This is a genomic window from Actinomadura sp. NTSP31 (genome assembly GCF_041951385.1).
In the GTDB taxonomy this organism is placed as follows: Bacteria; Actinomycetota; Actinomycetes; order Streptosporangiales; family Streptosporangiaceae; genus Spirillospora; species Spirillospora napierensis.
Genome location: NZ_JBGNUT010000039.1, coordinates 16514 through 32267, shown reverse-complemented (window position 1 = coordinate 32267; position 15754 = coordinate 16514). Strand labels below are relative to the sequence as shown.

General features: G+C 69.8%; 17 protein-coding genes and 1 tRNA gene. 4 read left to right on the top strand and 14 right to left on the bottom strand.

From position 1 onward, the window contains the following. Positions 1-70: 70 nt before the first annotated feature. The gene (locus ACA514_RS42460) at positions 71-433 is read left to right on the top strand and encodes a DUF2203 domain-containing protein (RefSeq protein ID WP_344264086.1); all 363 of its coding nucleotides are present in this window, start codon (positions 71-73) and stop codon (positions 431-433) included. Between the two features lie 86 nt (positions 434-519). Here ACA514_RS42460 and glnII read toward each other — a convergent pair whose 3' ends face one another. The 4 genes from glnII to ACA514_RS42440 all read right to left on the bottom strand — a co-directional run bounded on the left by glnII (position 520) and on the right by ACA514_RS42440 (position 4129). Next, complete coding sequence (gene glnII / locus ACA514_RS42455; RefSeq protein WP_375047138.1) at positions 520-1536, bottom strand: glutamine synthetase GlnII; 1017 nt, start codon at positions 1534-1536, stop codon at positions 520-522. Positions 1537-1666: 130 nt separating this feature from the next. Then, the gene (locus tag ACA514_RS42450) at positions 1667-2665 is read right to left on the bottom strand and encodes a ketopantoate reductase family protein (RefSeq protein ID WP_375047137.1); all 999 of its coding nucleotides are present in this window, start codon (positions 2663-2665) and stop codon (positions 1667-1669) included. A 73-nt stretch (positions 2666-2738) separates the two neighbouring features. After that, the gene (locus tag ACA514_RS42445) at positions 2739-3188 is read right to left on the bottom strand and encodes a group II truncated hemoglobin (RefSeq protein WP_375047136.1); all 450 of its coding nucleotides are present in this window, start codon (positions 3186-3188) and stop codon (positions 2739-2741) included. Between the two features lie 92 nt (positions 3189-3280). Then, the gene (locus tag ACA514_RS42440) at positions 3281-4129 is read right to left on the bottom strand and encodes a metal-dependent hydrolase (RefSeq protein ID WP_375047135.1); all 849 of its coding nucleotides are present in this window, start codon (positions 4127-4129) and stop codon (positions 3281-3283) included. Positions 4130-4327: 198 nt separating this feature from the next. Here ACA514_RS42440 and ACA514_RS42435 point away from each other — a divergent pair, with 198 nt between their 5' ends. Together ACA514_RS42435 and ACA514_RS42430 are read left to right on the top strand one after the other, a co-directional pair. After that, positions 4328-5011, top strand: coding sequence for a DUF899 domain-containing protein (locus ACA514_RS42435; protein ID WP_375047134.1), 684 nt, complete (start codon positions 4328-4330; stop codon positions 5009-5011). Between the two features lie 192 nt (positions 5012-5203). Further along, positions 5204-6427, top strand: coding sequence for a cytochrome P450 (locus ACA514_RS42430; protein WP_375047133.1), 1224 nt, complete (start codon positions 5204-5206; stop codon positions 6425-6427). Between the two features lie 40 nt (positions 6428-6467). Here ACA514_RS42430 and ACA514_RS42425 read toward each other — a convergent pair whose 3' ends face one another. After that, positions 6468-7022, bottom strand: coding sequence for a hypothetical protein (locus ACA514_RS42425; protein ID WP_375047132.1), 555 nt, complete (start codon positions 7020-7022; stop codon positions 6468-6470). Positions 7023-7321: 299 nt separating this feature from the next. Between ACA514_RS42425 and ACA514_RS42420 the strand changes: the two genes are divergently transcribed. Beyond that, positions 7322-7912 carry a hypothetical protein gene (locus ACA514_RS42420; protein ID WP_375047131.1) on the top strand — a complete coding sequence of 197 codons (591 nt, stop codon included), beginning with the start codon at positions 7322-7324 and terminating at the stop codon, positions 7910-7912. Between the two features lie 225 nt (positions 7913-8137). Here ACA514_RS42420 and ACA514_RS42415 read toward each other — a convergent pair whose 3' ends face one another. The 9 genes from ACA514_RS42415 to ACA514_RS42375 form a co-directional block, all read right to left on the bottom strand. Continuing rightward, on the bottom strand, positions 8138-9148 hold the full coding sequence (locus ACA514_RS42415; protein ID WP_375047130.1) for an aldo/keto reductase: 1011 nt from the start codon (positions 9146-9148) through the stop codon (positions 8138-8140). 161 nt (positions 9149-9309) lie between these two features. Beyond that, a tRNA-Val gene (locus ACA514_RS42410) sits at positions 9310-9384 on the bottom strand. 51 nt (positions 9385-9435) lie between these two features. Beyond that, entirely contained in the window at positions 9436-10620 is a 1185-nt protein-coding gene (locus tag ACA514_RS42405) for a geranylgeranyl reductase family protein (protein ID WP_375047129.1), read from the bottom strand. Positions 10621-10652: 32 nt separating this feature from the next. Further along, positions 10653-11300: a dienelactone hydrolase family protein gene (locus tag ACA514_RS42400; RefSeq protein ID WP_375047128.1), complete on the bottom strand. Its 648-nt coding sequence runs from the start codon at positions 11298-11300 to the stop codon at positions 10653-10655. Continuing rightward, entirely contained in the window at positions 11297-11716 is a 420-nt protein-coding gene (locus tag ACA514_RS42395) for a CBS domain-containing protein (RefSeq protein ID WP_375047127.1), read from the bottom strand. The genes ACA514_RS42400 and ACA514_RS42395 overlap by 4 nt, the downstream gene beginning before the upstream one ends. Before the next feature lie 70 nt (positions 11717-11786). Further along, entirely contained in the window at positions 11787-12695 is a 909-nt protein-coding gene (locus tag ACA514_RS42390) for a proteasome assembly chaperone family protein (protein WP_375047126.1), read from the bottom strand. Between the two features lie 99 nt (positions 12696-12794). After that, on the bottom strand, positions 12795-13742 hold the full coding sequence (gene cbbX / locus ACA514_RS42385; protein WP_375047125.1) for a CbbX protein: 948 nt from the start codon (positions 13740-13742) through the stop codon (positions 12795-12797). A gap of 20 nt (positions 13743-13762) precedes the next feature. Beyond that, positions 13763-14191, bottom strand: coding sequence for a ribulose bisphosphate carboxylase small subunit (locus ACA514_RS42380; protein ID WP_208241894.1), 429 nt, complete (start codon positions 14189-14191; stop codon positions 13763-13765). A gap of 1 nt (position 14192) precedes the next feature. Further along, on the bottom strand, positions 14193-15626 hold the full coding sequence (locus ACA514_RS42375; RefSeq protein WP_375047124.1) for a form I ribulose bisphosphate carboxylase large subunit: 1434 nt from the start codon (positions 15624-15626) through the stop codon (positions 14193-14195). Between the last annotated feature and the right edge of the window lie 128 nt (positions 15627-15754).

The following is a 15754-nucleotide window of genomic DNA, read 5'->3' as shown; positions in this document are numbered from 1 at the left end:
TTGGCCCCGTCACCGGTCATAGCGTCGTTCATCGCGTAAGCGAAAGTCGCGGAGCGATAGCGTCGGCACGGTGGAACGACAATTCACCGTGGCGCAGGCGCGCGCGCTGGTCCCCGAGGTCCGCGAGCACGCCGCCGAGATCGTCCGGCTCCGCGCCGACCTCGCCGAACTGGCCCTCGATCTGCGCACCGCCGGGGAGTCGGCGTTCGGCGGGATGGCGGAGGCCAAGTCCTACGAGGCCCGCATCGACGAGCACGTCGGCTGGTTCACCGACCAGGGGATCGAGATCAAGGGCATCGCCCCGTTCCTGATCGACTTCCCCTCGACGCTGGACGGGCGGTCGGTGCGGCTGTGCTGGCTGGAGGGCGACACCGAGCTGGCCTGGTTCCACCGCACCGAACTCGGCTTCGCCGGCCGCCGTCCCCTCCCCTGAGAAACGCGAAGGACCCCGGGGGTCGCCCCCCGGGGTCCCGCGATGTCCGAATCGTCAGACCTGGCCTGCCTGAGAGCTGGCCCGCCTTAGACCTGGCCCGCCTTCTCCAGCGCCGCGCAGCAGGTGCCGGTGATGAGCCGGGCCACCACGTACGGGTCGACGTTGGCGTTCGGGCGGCGGTCCTCGATGTAGCCCTTCTTCTCCACCTCGACCTGCCACGGGATCCGCACCGACGCGCCGCGGTTCGACACGCCGTAGCTGAACTCGCTCCACGGCGCCGTCTCGTGCATCCCGGTCAGGCGGCGCTCGATGTCGGCGCCGTAGCCCTGGACGTGCTCCTGCGCGCGCTCGGCGAGCGCCTCGCACGCGGTGATGACGGCGTCGTAGTTCTCGCGCATCGCCTTGGTCGAGAAGTTGGTGTGCGCGCCGGCGCCGTTCCAGTCGCCCTCGACCGGCTTCGGGTCGAGCGTCGCGGAGACGCCGAAGTTCTCGGCGATCCGGTAGAGCAGCCACCGCGCGACCCACATGTGGTCGCCGACCTCCAGCGGGCTCGCCGGGCCGATCTGGAACTCCCACTGGCCGGGCATGACCTCGGCGTTGATGCCGGAGAGCTTCAGGCCCGCCTCCAGGCAGGCGTCCATGTGCCGCTCGACGATCTCCCGGCCGAACACCTCGTCCGCGCCGACGCCGCAGTAGTAGAAGCCCTGCGGCGCGGGGAAGCCGCGCTCGGGGAAGCCGAGCGGGCGGCCGTCCTTGAAGAAGGTGTACTCCTGCTCGATGCCGTACCAGGACTCCTGGTCGGCGTACTGCTCGGCGACCGGGCGCAGTTCGGCGCGCGTGTTGGTCTTGTGCGGCGTGCCGTCCACGAGGTACACCTCGCAGAGGACGAGCTTGTGGTCACCGCCGCGCAGCGGGTCGGGACAGGAGAAGACCGGCTTGAGCACGCAGTCCGAGTGGTCCCCGGGGGCCTGGTTGGTGCTGGAGCCGTCGAAACCCCAGTCCGGCAGGTCGGCGCCGTCGGGGAGGATCCTGGTCTTGGACCGCAGCCGCGCGGTGGGCTCGGTGCCGTCGATCCAGATGTACTCGGCCTTGTAGCTCAACATCGATCCCTTCGCTCACTGCCGGGCCTTGTGGGTTTCTCGGCACCGACCACGGTGCCAACCAGGCATTTCGCACCTGTTGCCCAAATGTGAACGGCGTGTAACACGCGCCCCGGCCGCACCGGGGCGCTCCTCACACCCCGCCGGCGGCGCGGGCGAGTTCCGCGCCCGTCATCGAGCCGGGCTCCCGCCCCGACCGCGCGAAGTCGTTCGCGACCCGCAGCAGCCCCTCGTTGACCGGCGTCGCGATCCCGTGCAGCCGCCCGAGCAGCACGATCTCCCCGTTGAGGTAGTCGGCCTCGACCGCCCCGCTGCCGCGCCGCAGGCTCTGCCACGTCGAGCCCCCGGCCGGGGCACCGCCCCCGACCGGCCGCACCTCGACCCGGCCCGCCCGCAGTTCGCGCTGCTCCTCGCCGGTGGCGCGGTCGATCCCGGCCGCGTCCAGCACCCGCACCGCCTCCGCCCGCGCCTTCGCGACCAGGGACTTCTCCTCCTCCCCGGCCAGCGAACCGCACACCGCCTCGACCGCGTTCGCCAGGTTCCCGAGGAGCTTCGCGTACTTCCAGCGCATCACCTCGGACGTGACGGGGGCGAGGAAGTTCGCCTTCTCCAGCCCGTCCGCGATCACCCGGGCCGTCTCGTCGGCGCCCGACGGGTAGCGCCCGAGATTGAGGGCGCCGGTGTACGGCGCGCACCGCACGGTGACGACCCCCGGCTCCAGATACGTCGCCGGAAGGAACACGCACATCCCGTAGACCCGCCGGAAGCGCCGCAACGCCAGCCGCTCGGACTCCACCCCGTTCTGCGCGCAGACCAGCGGCAGCCGCTCCCCCGCCGTCCCGCCGCCCTCCACCGGCCGCGAAGCCCACGCGTCCAGCGCCGTGATCGCGTCCTGCGTCTTCACCGCCAGGACGAGCGCGTCCTCCCCGGTGAGCTCCAGCGCCTCGGGACCGTCGACGACCGGCACGGCCACCTCCGCCGCGCCGTCCGGCCCGACGAGCCTGAGGCCCCGCTCGCGCAGCACCTCGTACTGCGCGCCGCGGGCGACGAGCACCACGTCCTGCCCCGCCTGCCGCAACCGCCCGCCGATCGCCCCGCCGATCGCGCCCGCGCCGATGATGACGTACCGCATGAAAGCCCCGTCCACCGTGAACGATCCTGACCGTCCCACGATAGACACCAAGATCGGCTGCGGTGCGGCCGCGTCACGAGGTGCCGGAAGGCCAGTCCCAGTGGGGCACCTCGCGCAGCGGGTGCAGCTCGTCGTCGGTCTCGGCATGGGAGTTCTGCGTCGCGACCTGCGTGCCGAACTCGACATGCTCCAGCAGCGCCTGCCGGAACGGCGCGTCGTCCGGCAGCTTCGCGGCGTCGGCCGCGGCCATGTAGAGCGCGACGAACCTGCGCCGCTGCTCCTCGGTGATCTTCAGATGGCGGTGCACGTCGATGAGATGGGCGAAACCGCCCATCTCCCGCGTGAAGGTGTCGGGGCCGCCGAACGTCTCGGCGGTGAAGGCCGTCAGGTGGTCGACGTGCGTGGGCCGTCCCTCGCCGAACAGCGGCTGCAGCAGCGGGTCGGCGAGCAGCGAGGCATAGAACACATCGATGAAGCGATGGAGGCCCTCATGGCCGCCCGCATGTTCGTACAGCGTCCGCATGACCCCACCCAACCCGCCGTGTCGGCTACAAGCCGTTTATCGCAGCCGAGTTCGCCCCCTGTCCATGGCATCGCCACATCCGGCCGCGCACTTCAGTCGAGTTCGGCCTGCTCGTCGAAGAGCTTGGCCTTCCACTTCCGTTCCAGAGCGGTGGTGTCGTTGTCGTCCGGGTGGAAGTCGCGCCGGTTGTAGTCGCGCAGATGCCGGACGACGTCGGGCTGGAGGAACGGCGAGGTGCGCAGCCGGCGCAGGCTGCGGGCCAGGCGCGGGAGGCGGTAGGCCTCCGGGTCGAGCGCCAGCGACAGCGCCGTCATCAGGACGACGAACAGCAGGAAGTCGGCGGTGACGGCGTTCATGACCCACCGGCGGACGCGCTGGTCGCCGCTGACGGTCTGGAAGACGTCGAACGCGACGGACTTGTGCTCGCTCTCCTCCAGCGCGTGCCACAGGAACATCCGCCGGATCTCCGCCTCGGTGAACATGTCCCGCGCCTCCGGCTTGTTCAGCAGCACGTAGGCGAGCGTGGCGGTGTAGTGCTCCAGCGCGGCGGTGACGGCGAGCTGCACGTCCGGCGGCAGCACCCGCGACAGGAGCGCCAGCCCGAACTTGGTGTGGCGGTCGATGAACCGGGCCGGGTAACCGAGCTCGCGGAGCCGCTCGTTGAAGTGGCGGTGCTCGCGGCCGTGCGTCACCTCCTGCCCGATGAACCCGGCGACCTGCGCCTTCAGCTCCGGGTCGGTGACCTGGTCGCGGTAGTGCCGCACGGTCTTGACGAAGAAGTCCTCGCCCTCGGGGAACACCGACGACAGCACGGTGACGATGTGGCTCATGACCAGGTCGTCGTTCATGTAGTGACGTGGCAGCCGCCCCTGCGGGTAGGCGAACTGGACACGGCGGGCGCGGACGGTGCGGGGGCGGACGCGGAAGGCGGAACTGCTCATGGGACTTCTGTCCGTTCACGAGGGGGGGTGATATCCGCTTTGCCTCCGACGGTACGAACGCCCTCGTGATCGCCTCAACCCCGCCGGTCCGTGACCCGCATCACAATTGGACGCAATGCCAATTATGGCTCCGCCGATGACTTCGGCGGCCGAGCGAGGTCCACATACAGAACGCACGCCGCGCACATAGGAGGGCCCATGGCCGCCAAGGCACTACCACCCGTCGTCGACGCCGAGACCTGGCAGCGCGACCTCGACGAGCTGCGCGCTCGCGAGAAGGCCGCGACCAGGGAACTCGACGCGATCGCCGCCCAGCGCCGGCGGATGCCGATGGTCGAGATGCCCGACTACACCCTCGAAGGCGAAGAGGGACCCGTCCGGCTGGCCGACGTCTTCGACGGCAGGTCCCAGCTGATCGTCTACAACCACATGTGGTTCCCCGGCAAGACGTGGCAGTGCCCGGGCTGCACGGGATTCACGTCGCAGTTCACGCGGCTGGAGTTCCTGGACGCCTACGACGCCCGCTTCGTCATCGTCACCCAGGGCCCGATCGACGAGGCGCTCGCCTACAAGCGGCGGGTCGGCAACAAGATGACCTGGTACTCCACGGCGAACAGCTCGTTCGGCACCGACGTGGGCGCCCCGCCCGGAGGCGGCTTCGCCGTCAACGTCTTCCTCCGCGACGGCGACACCGTCTACCGCACCTGGCACACCACCGGCCGGGGCACCGAGCAGCTCACCCACACCTTCCCGCTCATCGACCTCCTGCCGTACGGCCGCCAGGAGGAATGGCAGGACGTCCCCGACGGCTGGCCGCAGTCCCCCACCTACAGCCGCTGGCCCAGCCCCAAGGAGATAGCCGCCCACTACGGCAAAGACTGAAACCCACTCACCGATCGAGGCGTCGCAGCCACTCGACGAACTGGCGCGCGCCATGGAGGAGGCGGACGCAGCCGACAACCTCGCCGGACTCACGGATGCCTCGACGGATCGCCCTGACCGGACGCTCGACGCACCTGCCCGATAATCAAACAAGCAGTTGTTTTGTCCCCTGGCCGGTGCCAGCCTTGGACAATGAACGACCTCGACCTGACCGATCTGGATCGGTTCGCGCACGGGTTTCCCTACGAGGTCTTCGACGAGCTCCGGCGGGAGGCGCCGGTCTGGTGGCACCCCGCGACCGAGCACACTCCGGGCGGCGAGGGCTTCTGGGTGATCAGCCGGTACACCGACGTCGTGGCCGCCGCGTCCGACGCCACGACGTTCTCCTCGGAAGGCGGACCCGGCCGCACGGGCGGCGGAACGCTCATCGAGGACCTCCCCAACGGCTTCGCCGCCGGCGTCCTGCTGAACATGATGGACGCCCCTCGGCACCAGCAATTCCGGCGCCTGCTGACGCCGAGCCTGGCCCCGCGCACCCTGCAGACGATCGCAGAGGACCTGCGGCGGCGCGCGGAGCGAATCGTGGACGCCGCGCTGGCGAAGGGCGAATGCGATTTCCTGACCGACGTGGCGGCCGAACTGCCGCTACAGGCCGTGGCGCAACTTCTCGGCGTCCCCCAAGAGGACCGGCACCAACTGCTCCTGTGGGCCGATGCCACCCTCGACCACGAAGACCGGGCCCTCGGAGAGAGCACCGAGCGCACCCAACAAGCGGCTGCAGAAATGTTCGCCTACGGGACGGCATTGCTAGAACGCAAGCGCACCAATCCCGCCGACGACCTCCTCTCGCTCGCCGCTCACGCGCGCATAGACGGCGCTCCCCTCTCAGGCCTAGAACAGCAAATGCTCTTCAACCTGCTGATCGCAGCAGGAAGCGAAACCACCCGCAACGCCATCGCCGTCGGCATACACGCCCTGATCGACAACCCGCAGGCATGGGAACAACTCCAAGCCAACAAGCAATGGCTCCCGACCGCGATCGAAGAGATGCTCCGGTGGTCCTCCCCAACGCCCTACAACCGCCGCACCGCCACCCGTGACACCTCCCTCGGCGGTCAGCAGATCCAGGCAGGAGACAAGGTCACCCTCTGGTGGGCATCGGCGAACCGCGACGCCGAAATATTCTCCGACGCCTACCGCTTCGACATCACACGCACCCCGAACCCCCACCTGGCGTTCGGCCGCGGCGGCCATTTCTGCCTGGGTGCGGCACTGGCCCGAATGGAGATGCGCGTCGTACTCGACACTCTCCTCGACCGAGTCGCCTCCGTCGGACTGACCGCCCCGATCGAATACACCCGAAGCAACAAACACTCAGGCATCCGCCACATGCCCATCCACCTGACCCCCCGCTGACGCCCACCTCCACAGAAACATCGACCCGGCCGCGACGCGCTCACTCCGCCTGGGGAGGCAGCCACTCGACTATCCGAGGAAATGGGCAGATGAGGCAGTACATCATTTGCCCCGCAGCCTTCGCGCGGCCCGCCAAGCCCGCTAGATCAGCGATCGCTCTCTGTGCCTCCGGAAAGCCGATGTACTCCCTGCTGACGAACTCCTCGGTCTGTGCCCACAGCGGCGCCGCCGCGTCCATCTCCGCCTGTGTGGCTTGGGCCAGGGTGTCGCGCACCAGCACGTCCAGTTCGACGATGATGGGGTCATCGTCCTCCGGAGTCAGCAGTTCGGGGTCCGGGATCTCGAGTTCGGGGATGCCGGAGTACAGCACGTCCTCGAAGGTCGCCCGGGACAGCAGAAGGCGGATGAGCGTGCCGAGCATGACATAGGGATCGATGCTCTTCAGCCGGACTGCTTCCGCGTCGGGCAGGGGGGTGTCTATCCAATACTCGGTGAAGTGGAGGAAGAGGGCCGTAGTTCTGTCGGGCGCCCGGAAGTAGTCGCAAACGAGCCTCATGAGCGAACCTTGGGTGGAGGCGATCAGTGTCCACCCCATTCAGCCACGAGAGACTGTCCCCTCGGGTCCAAAGCGCACAAATCGCGACCGCCGACCCCCTTCGTCTGCGCACCCTCCGCCTCATGGCCCCGGTTGGCCCCTGCGCGAGGTCTTCCCCGATACACGCGCAGGCGGCCTTCTTCATCGTCCGGCTCCGCGCGAAGGTCGCCCGCGGCGCCGGACTTGCGATGGCGTCCAAGCTCGTCGAGTCGACTCACCCCCCGATGCCACTCGGTCAACGGCGCCCATCTCGTCCGCGCCGGAGCCCGCTTCGTCGAGCGCCCCGCTACGGTGGCCGCATGACCGCGCAAAACAACTCGAGCTCACCAGAGTCCGTCCGCGAGGGAAAGTACGCGCGAGTCGAGCGGGAGAGACGCTTTCTGCTGGCGGCCCCGCCACCGGTGGCAGCCGTCACCGCCATCCGTCGGATCACCGACCGGTATCTGGACGGGACGCGCCTTCGTCTGCGGCGGGTCGAGCATCTGAACAACGGAACCCGGGAGTTCAAACTCACCCAGAAGGTGCCCGCCCACCAAGCCGGCCCCGTCCAGGGCCTGATCACGAACATCTACCTGAACCAACCCGAGTACGACCGGCTCGCCTCTCTCCCGGCCATAGAGCTGTCCAAGACCCGCTTCAGCGTCCCGCCCCTGGGCATCGACGTCTTCGATCCGCCCCTTAACGGTCTGATCCTTGGCGAGGCCGAATTCGCCACAGACGAAGAGGCATCATCCTTCGTCCCGCCCCAGGTGATCACCGCCGAGGTGACCGATGACGGCCGCTTCACCGGCGGCAGACTGGTCCAGACCCAGCGGCAAGAACTACTCGAGTGGCTCGCCGAGTACGGAATCACGCCGGCACCCAGCACACCCGATCCAAAGGAAGCCTGACCCGACAGAGGTCTATGGCGTACCGCAGCTTCTGGAAGCCCGAACTCTTAAGAACCGCGAAACACCACCACCCGTCTATGACGGTGGTGGCGTCATGGTCGGCGGGATGGCGGGCAGCGTGCGAATCACGCAGTTGTGCGCGACCGCCCGCAAGCACCGCCGGGCCGACCACAGGGCTGTGAAGGCCGAGGCGAAGGACTCGTCGAAGGCCGGCGGTAGCCCGGACTACCGGGAGCCCGCCACAGGCTGCCGCTTGTAGAAGGACTCCTGCAGGTAGGCGACCTCGTGCGGCTGGTAGGGCTCCTCCAAGTAGGCGGCCTCGTCGTCGTCGAGTTCGACGTCCACCGCGGCGACCGCGTCGGCCAGCTGGGCCGGCTTGGTGACCCCGACGATGGGCGAGGTCACCGCCGGGTTACGCATGACCCAGGCCAGGGCGACCTGCGCCGGGGACAGACCTCGCTTGCCCGCGATCTCGTGGACGCGCTCGGCCACTGCCTGGTCCTCGTCGCGGTAGAGGATCTTGCCGCCCGCGTCGGTCTCGGCACGCGCCGTGGCGGTGTCCCGGGTCCGCGTCAGCCTGCCCCGCGCCAGCGGGCTCCACGGGAGCACCCCAATGCCCTGGTCGGCGCAGAGCGGAAGCATCTCCCGCTCTGCTTCTCGGTGGATGAGGTTGTAGTGGTCCTGCATCGAGACGAACCGGGTCCAGCCGTTCAGGTCGGCCAGGAACAGGGCCTTGGCAAACTGCCAGGCGTGCATGGAAGAGGCTCCGATGTAGCGGACCTTCCCGGACTTGACCGCATCGTGCAGCGCCTCGAGGGTTTCCTCAATCGGGGTGTCGTAGTCCCAGCGGTGGATCTGGTACAGGTCGATGTAGTCGGTCCCCAGTCGCTTCAGGGAGGCGTCGAGCTCGGCGAAGATCGCCTTGCGGGACAGCCCGGCGCCGTTCGGACCGGGACGCATCCGCATCCAAACCTTGGTGGCGAGAACGACCTCCTCGCGCCGGGCGAAATCCTTGACCGCCTGGCCGACGATCTCCTCGCTGCTTCCGGCGCTGTACCCATTGGCCGTGTCGAGGAAGTTGACGCCGCTCTCAAGGGCCTGCTTGATGATGTCCCGGCTGGCGTCCGCGCCCAGCGACCAGGACTCGCCGCCCCGGTCCGGCTCGCCGAAGCTCATGCAGCCGAGGGTGATGGCGGAGACTTCCAGTCCGGTCGTTCCGAGTTTGATGTATCGCATGCGTTTGAACGTAGGAGCTGGAGTGCACTCCAACGCAAATTCGGAGGCGTGGGGCATACGCTCGCGACGGCGCCCCTACCCGCGGGATCTCTTAGTCACTCAGTTTGTCACTCGGATGAGGAAGGGCCATGATCCGCGACTGCGGATCATGGCCCTGACCTTGGTGGGCGCGGACGGTTTCGAACCGCCGACTCCTCGCTTGTAAGGCGAGTGCTCTACCCCTGAGCTACGCGCCCGCGTGCTCGCCGGGAAAGCGTACCCGGTTCGCGGGGGCGATCGCGAAACGGTTATGAGGTGGGGGTCAGGCGGGTCACGGTGGCGGCCAGGCGGTCGGCGGACGGGTCGGCGAGGTTGCCGAGGAGTTTGAGGGCGAAGCGCATCAGGGGCGGGTTGGCGATGCCGACGGTGGTGGCGGCGCGCATGACGTGCGGGTTCTCGATGGCGCGGGCGAAGGTGCGGCCGAGGGTGAAGGGGCGGCCGTTGGCCTGCCGGATCGCGGACGGGTAGGTGTAGAGGGCGCGCTCGCGGGCGCCGGGGGTGGGGGCGGCGAGGGCGGTCGTGATCGTTTCGGCGGCGATGCGGGCGGCTTCGAGGGCGTAGGCGATGCCCTCGCCGTTGGACGGGTTGATCATGCCTCCGGAGTCGCCGGTGAGCAGGAGGCCCGGGTAGTAGTGGGGGCGACGCGTGTAGCCCATCGGGAGCGCGGCGCCGCGCACCGGGCCCAGGGCGTTCTCGGCGGTGAACCCCCAGTCCGGGGGCGTGCGGGCCAGCCAGGCGTCCAGGAGGCGGTGGCAGTCGGCGTGGGCGGTGCGCAGGAAGGCGACGCCAACGTTGCAGGTGCCGTCGCCCATGCCGAACACCCATCCGTATCCGGCGGGGACCAGGTCGAGCCACGCCTCCAGGTACGGGTCGTCGTGGCGGGGGCTGCGGTAGTAGCGGCGGGCGGCGACGCCGATCGGGCGGTCGCCGCGGGGGTGGAGGCCGAGGGCGACCGAGAGGCGGGAGGACGCGCCGTCCGCGGCGATGACGATCGGCGCGCGGTGGTCGCCGGCCTCGGTGCGGACGCCGGTGACGCGGCCCGTGCGGTCCCGGAGCGGGGCGGTGACCTTGGTGTTCTCCGAGAGGGTCGCCCCGGCGGAGACGGCGTGGCGGGCGAGGATGTCGTCGAAGTCGTGGCGGGTGCGGGTGAGGCCGAACCGCGGGTAGGCGTCGTTGTCGGGCCACGGCAGTTCGAGGAGGCGGTCGCCGGCGATCAGGCGGAGGCCGCGGTTGCGGAACCAGCCGGGGGCGTCGATGTCGATGCCGAGGCGCTGGAGTTCCCGGACGGCGCGGGGTGTCAGCCCGTCGCCGCAGACCTTCTCGCGGGGGAACGCGGACTTCTCCAGCACGTGGACGTCGAGTCCGGCGCGGGCGAGGTGGCAGGCTGCGGCGGAGCCGGCCGGTCCGGCTCCGACCACGATGACGTCGGGCATGCCGACATCGTGCCCCGGCCGCAGGTTCCGAATCAGGTCCCGTGGTCGAGATGGCGGTTGAACCACTCGGCGACCTGGGTGGTGACCTCCGCCAGGGCGCCCGGCTCCTCGAACAGGTGGGTCGCGCCGGAGACGACGTGCAGTTCGGCGACGTCCAGGTGCTGCCGGGCCTGCTCGTTGAGGCGCAGCACCTCGGGGTCGGCGCCGCCCACGATCAGCAGGACGGGTGCCCGGACGCGCGGCAGCGACGGGCCCGCCAGGTCGGGGCGGCCGCCCCGCGACACCACGGCGCCGACGTCCGGGCGGGCCGCGGCGGCGGCGAGCGCGGCGGCGGCGCCGGTGCTGGCGCCGAACAGGCCGATCCGCAGGCCGGCGGTGTGCGGCGCGGACTCCAGGCCCTCGGCCAGCGCGTCGATGGCGCCGATCAGGCGCAGCGTCAGCAGCTCGATGTCGAAGCGGAGTTCGGCGGTGGCCCGGTCGGCCTGCTCCTCCTGCTCGGTGAGCAGGTCCAGCAGCAGGGTGCCGATCCCGGCGGCGTTCAGTCCCTCGGCGACCGCGCGGTTGCGGGGGCTGTGCCGGGAGCTGCCGCTGCCGTGCGCGAACAGGACCATGGCGGCCGGGTCGTCCGGGATCACCAGGTCGCCGCCGAGTTCGGCGTCCGGGAGTTTCAGCGTGATCATGTGTTGGGGGGTTCGGCGCTGATGTCGGCCAGCGCCGAGCGTTCGTCGCGCTGCACGGCCAGGTCGCCGATGGACACCATCCCGATGGGGTGGTCGCCGTCCACGACCGGGAGGCGCCGGACGGCGTGCCGGCGCATCAGCCGGACCGCGGCGTCGGCGTCCTCGTCCGGCGCCACCGTCACCACGTTGGTGCTGCAGATGTCGCCGACCGTGGTCTCCTCGACGTCCTTCTGGACGGCGACGGCGCGGACCACGATGTCGCGGTCGGTGACCAGGCCCCGCAGCCGCCCGTCGTGCACGACCAGCACGTCGCCGATGCCGTGCCGGCGCATCAGGTCGCTCACGGTGACCAGCGTGGTGTCCGGGGACACCGTCACCGGCACCGGCGTCATCACTTCGTTCACTCTCTGGGCCATGGCGATCCCCCCTTGGGGGCTCGCCTACCCAGCGCCCGTCCGGATATGTCCCCCGCGCGGGGCGGCGGGGTCAGGACGAGGAGTCGGGGCCCTCCTGCTCGGCCAGGAAGCGCTCGAACTGCGCGCCGAGCTCCTCCGCGGTCGGCATGTCCTGCGACTCGGCGAGCAGGCTGTCGCGCTCGGCGGCGCCCGCGAACGCGTCGTACTGCTGCTCCAGCGCCCGGACGACCTTCTCCACCTCGGCGTTGCCGTCGACCTGCTCGGCGATGTCGGCGTCGGTGGCCGCGGCGGCCTCGCGGAGCCGTTCGCCGGGCAGCACCAGCCCGGTGGCGGAGACGACCTGCTCCAGGGCGGCGACCGCGGCGGCCGGGTAGGCCGACTGGGCCAGGTAGTGCGGGACGTGCACCGCCAGCCCGAGCGCGTCGTGCCCGGCCTCGCCGAGCCGCAGCTCCAGCAGCCCGGCCGCGGAACCGGGCACCTGGACCTTGTCGAACCAGGTGTTGCGGGTGATCAGCTCCGGGCGGGTGGCGTGCGTGGTGACGCCGACCGGGCGGGTGTGCGGCACGCCCATCGGGATGCCGTGGAACCCGACGACCAGCCCCACGTCCAGGCGCTTCACCAGATGGACGACGGACCGGGTGAACCCCTCCCAGAGCCGGTCGGGCTCCGGCCCGGACAGCATGAGGAACGGGGTTCCGACGCCGTCGCGCATCAGCCGGACGACCAGCTCCGGCTGCTCGTAGGAGGCCCAGTGGTCGCGGTCGAAGGTCATCGTGGGGCGCCGGGCCCGGTAGTCGATCAGCGAGTCGACGTCGAAGCGGGCGATGACGCGGTGCTCCAAGGCCTCCAGCAGGTGCTCGCGCACCAGCTGCCCGGTGGATCCGGCGTCGACGAAGCCGTCGAGGCTGTGCAGCAGCACCGGGCCGGTCATCTCCGGCAGGTCGGTGTCCAGCTCGTACAGATCCTCAGGGTTCAGCAACTTCTCCCCCACCTCTTCATGTCTCGTCTTAACACTAGGACATGAAGAGGTGAATCCCTTTCCCGACTGTGATCGCGACCTCATTCGGGGTGCCGCGGATCACAGGAAGACGCGACTGGTGAGGAAGTCCTCCGGTCGCAGGGTGGTGAGGGCGGTGCGGTCGACCTCCTCCGCGGCGGCCACGAGGCGGCTGGCGTGGCGGAGGCGGGCGCGTTCGATGGCGTTGCGGACGGAGCGGGCGTTGGCGAAGCGCGGCTGGCCGCGGCGCCGGTCGAGGTAGTCGCGGAACACCGGCTGGGTCTCCGGGGCGAGGGTGTAGCCCTCGCGCTCCATCATCAGGTGCCCGATCGCCTCGAGTTCGTCCGGTTTGTAGTCCGGGAAGTCGATGTGGTGGGCGATGCGGGAGCTCATGCCGGGGTTGGACGCGAAGAAGGAGTCCATGCGGTCCTTGTAGCCGGCCAAGACGACGACGAGGTCGTCCCGCTGGTTCTCCATGACCTGCAAGAGGATCTCGATGGCCTCCTGCCCGTAGTCGCGCTCGTTCTCCGCCCGGTACAGGTAGTACGCCTCGTCGATGAACAGGACGCCGCCCATAGCCCGTTTCAACACTTCTTTGGTCTTGGGCGCGGTGTGACCGACGTACTGGCCGACGAGGTCGTCGCGGGTGACGGAGACCAGGTGGCCCTTGCGGACGTAACCGAGCCGGTGGAGCAGTTCGGCGAGCCGGACGGCGACGGTCGTCTTGCCGGTTCCGGGGCTGCCGGTGAAGCACATGTGCAGGTTGGGACGTCCGGAGTCGATGCCGAAGCGGGCGCGGACGCGGTCGACGAGGAGCAGCGCGGCGATCTCCCGGATGCGGGTCTTCACCGGGGCGAGGCCGACGAGTTCGGCGTCCAGGGCGTCCAGGATCTCGCCGGCGTGCGAGTCGGCGCGCTCCCGGGCGAGGTCGACGCGCGCGTCGGCGGGCAGCCGGGGCGGCGGGGCCGGCTCCCCGGCGGCGGGAGCCTGGGGTGGGTCCGCCGGGGAGCCGTTTTCGGAGGGCCTCATGCCGAAGCCGGGGCGGTCGCTCAACGCGCGTCCCCGTAACGCTCGCCTTCGGGACGGTCCGTCGCGTAGGAGTGCAGCGTGTACCGGATGCGCCGGTCGGACGTCTCCTCGCGGTCGAGGCGGAAGCCGGGCTCCACGGGCGGGCGCTGCACGATGAACTGGAGCGCGGTGGTCTGGCGTCCGTAGTGCGCGTCGTAGGCGTTCAGCCGGACGTAGTGGTTCGGGTACGCCTTGCGGCACTCCTTCACCTCGTACAGGACGCCGGCGGGGTCGGCGAGGTCGAACATCGGCAGCCCCCACATGTCCCAGTAGGCGTTGCGCGGGTGCGGGTCGTCGGTGAACTCGACCGAGCAGGGCCAGCCCTGGTCCAGCGCGTAGGCGATCTGCTTGGTGATCTCGTCGTCGGTCAGCTCGGGCAGGTAGGAGAAGGTCCCTTGGGTGATTCGCATGTCACACGCTCACGGGGGTCTCGACGACGTCGGGGGTGTCGGTGGACTCGTAGGTGAAGGTGATGTCGCCCCAGGTGGACAGGGCGACGTCCAGCTCGCGGCTGTGCTTGGCGGCGGCGCGCAGGATGTCGGGGCCCTCGGCGAGGTAGTCGCGGCCCTCGTTCCGCGCCTTGATCATCGCCTCGAGGGCGACGCGGTTGGCGGTGGCGCCGGCGGCGATGCCCATCGGGTGGCCGATCGTCCCGCCGCCGAACTGCAGGATCGAGTCCTCGCCGAGGTAGTGCAGGAGCTGGTGCATCTGCCCGGCGTGGATGCCGCCGGACGCGACGGGCATGCAGCCCGGCAGCGACGCCCAGTCCTGGTCGAAGTACAGGCCCTTGCGCGGGTCGGCGGGGACGTGGCCGAGGCGGAGGGTGTCGTAGTAGCCGCGGACGCTGTTGGGGTCGCCTTCCAGCTTGCCGACGACCGTCCCGGCGTGGATGTGGTCGACGCCGGCGAGCCGCATCCACTTGGCGATGACGCGGAAGTTCACGCCGTGGTTCTTCTGCCGCGTGTAGGTGGAGTGCCCGGCGCGGTGCAGGTGCAGGATGACGCCGTTCCTGCGCGCCCATTTCGCCATCGACTGGATCGCCGTGTACCCGATGGTCAGGTCGATCATGACGATGACGCTGCCGAGGTCCTTGGCGAACTCGGCGCGCTCGTACATGTCCTCCATCGTCGCGGCGGTGACGTTGAGGTAGTGGCCCTTGACCTCGCCCGTCGCGGCCTGCGCCCGGTTGACGCCCTCCATGCAGTACAGGAAGCGGTCGCGCCAGCGCATGAACGGCTGGGAGTTGATGTTCTCGTCGTCCTTGGTGAAGTCGAGGCCGCCGCGCAGGGCCTCGTAGACGACGCGTCCGTAGTTGCGGGCCGACAGGCCGAGCTTGGGCTTCACCGTCGCGCCGAGCAGCGGGCGCCCGAACTTGCCCAGGTACTCGCGCTCCATCACGATGCCGTGCGCGGGCCCCTGGAACGTCTTCACGTAGTGGGTCGGGATCCGCATGTCCTCCAGGCGCAGCGCCTTCAGCGCCTTGAACCCGAAGACGTTCCCGATGATGGAAGACGTCAGGTTCGCGATCGACCCCTCCTCGAACAGGTCGAGGTCGTAGGCGATGTAGGCGATGAACTGGCCCTCCTGGCCGGGGACCTGCTCCACCTTGTAGCACTTGGCCTGGTAGTTCTCGTAGGAGGTGAGCCGGTCGGTCCACACGACCGTCCAGGTGGCGGTGGACGACTCGCCCGCGACCGCCGCGCCGGCCTCCTCCGGCGGGACGCCCGGCTGCGGCGTGATCCGGAAGGCGGCGAGGACGTCGCTGTCCTTCGGCTCGTAGTCGGGCTTCCAGTAGCCCATCTCCGCATAGGGGATCACGCCCGCCGACCATCTGCCCGAACTCATCGCCGATCTCCTTCGCGTGATGGCGGGACGCGGCGGCTCCGTCCCGCGAAGGACGGCATGCCCAGGGGAATGGGGCCGGAGCGCCGCGTCCCGGCCACGTGGAACCGTGACGGCTCGAGCTTCACCTC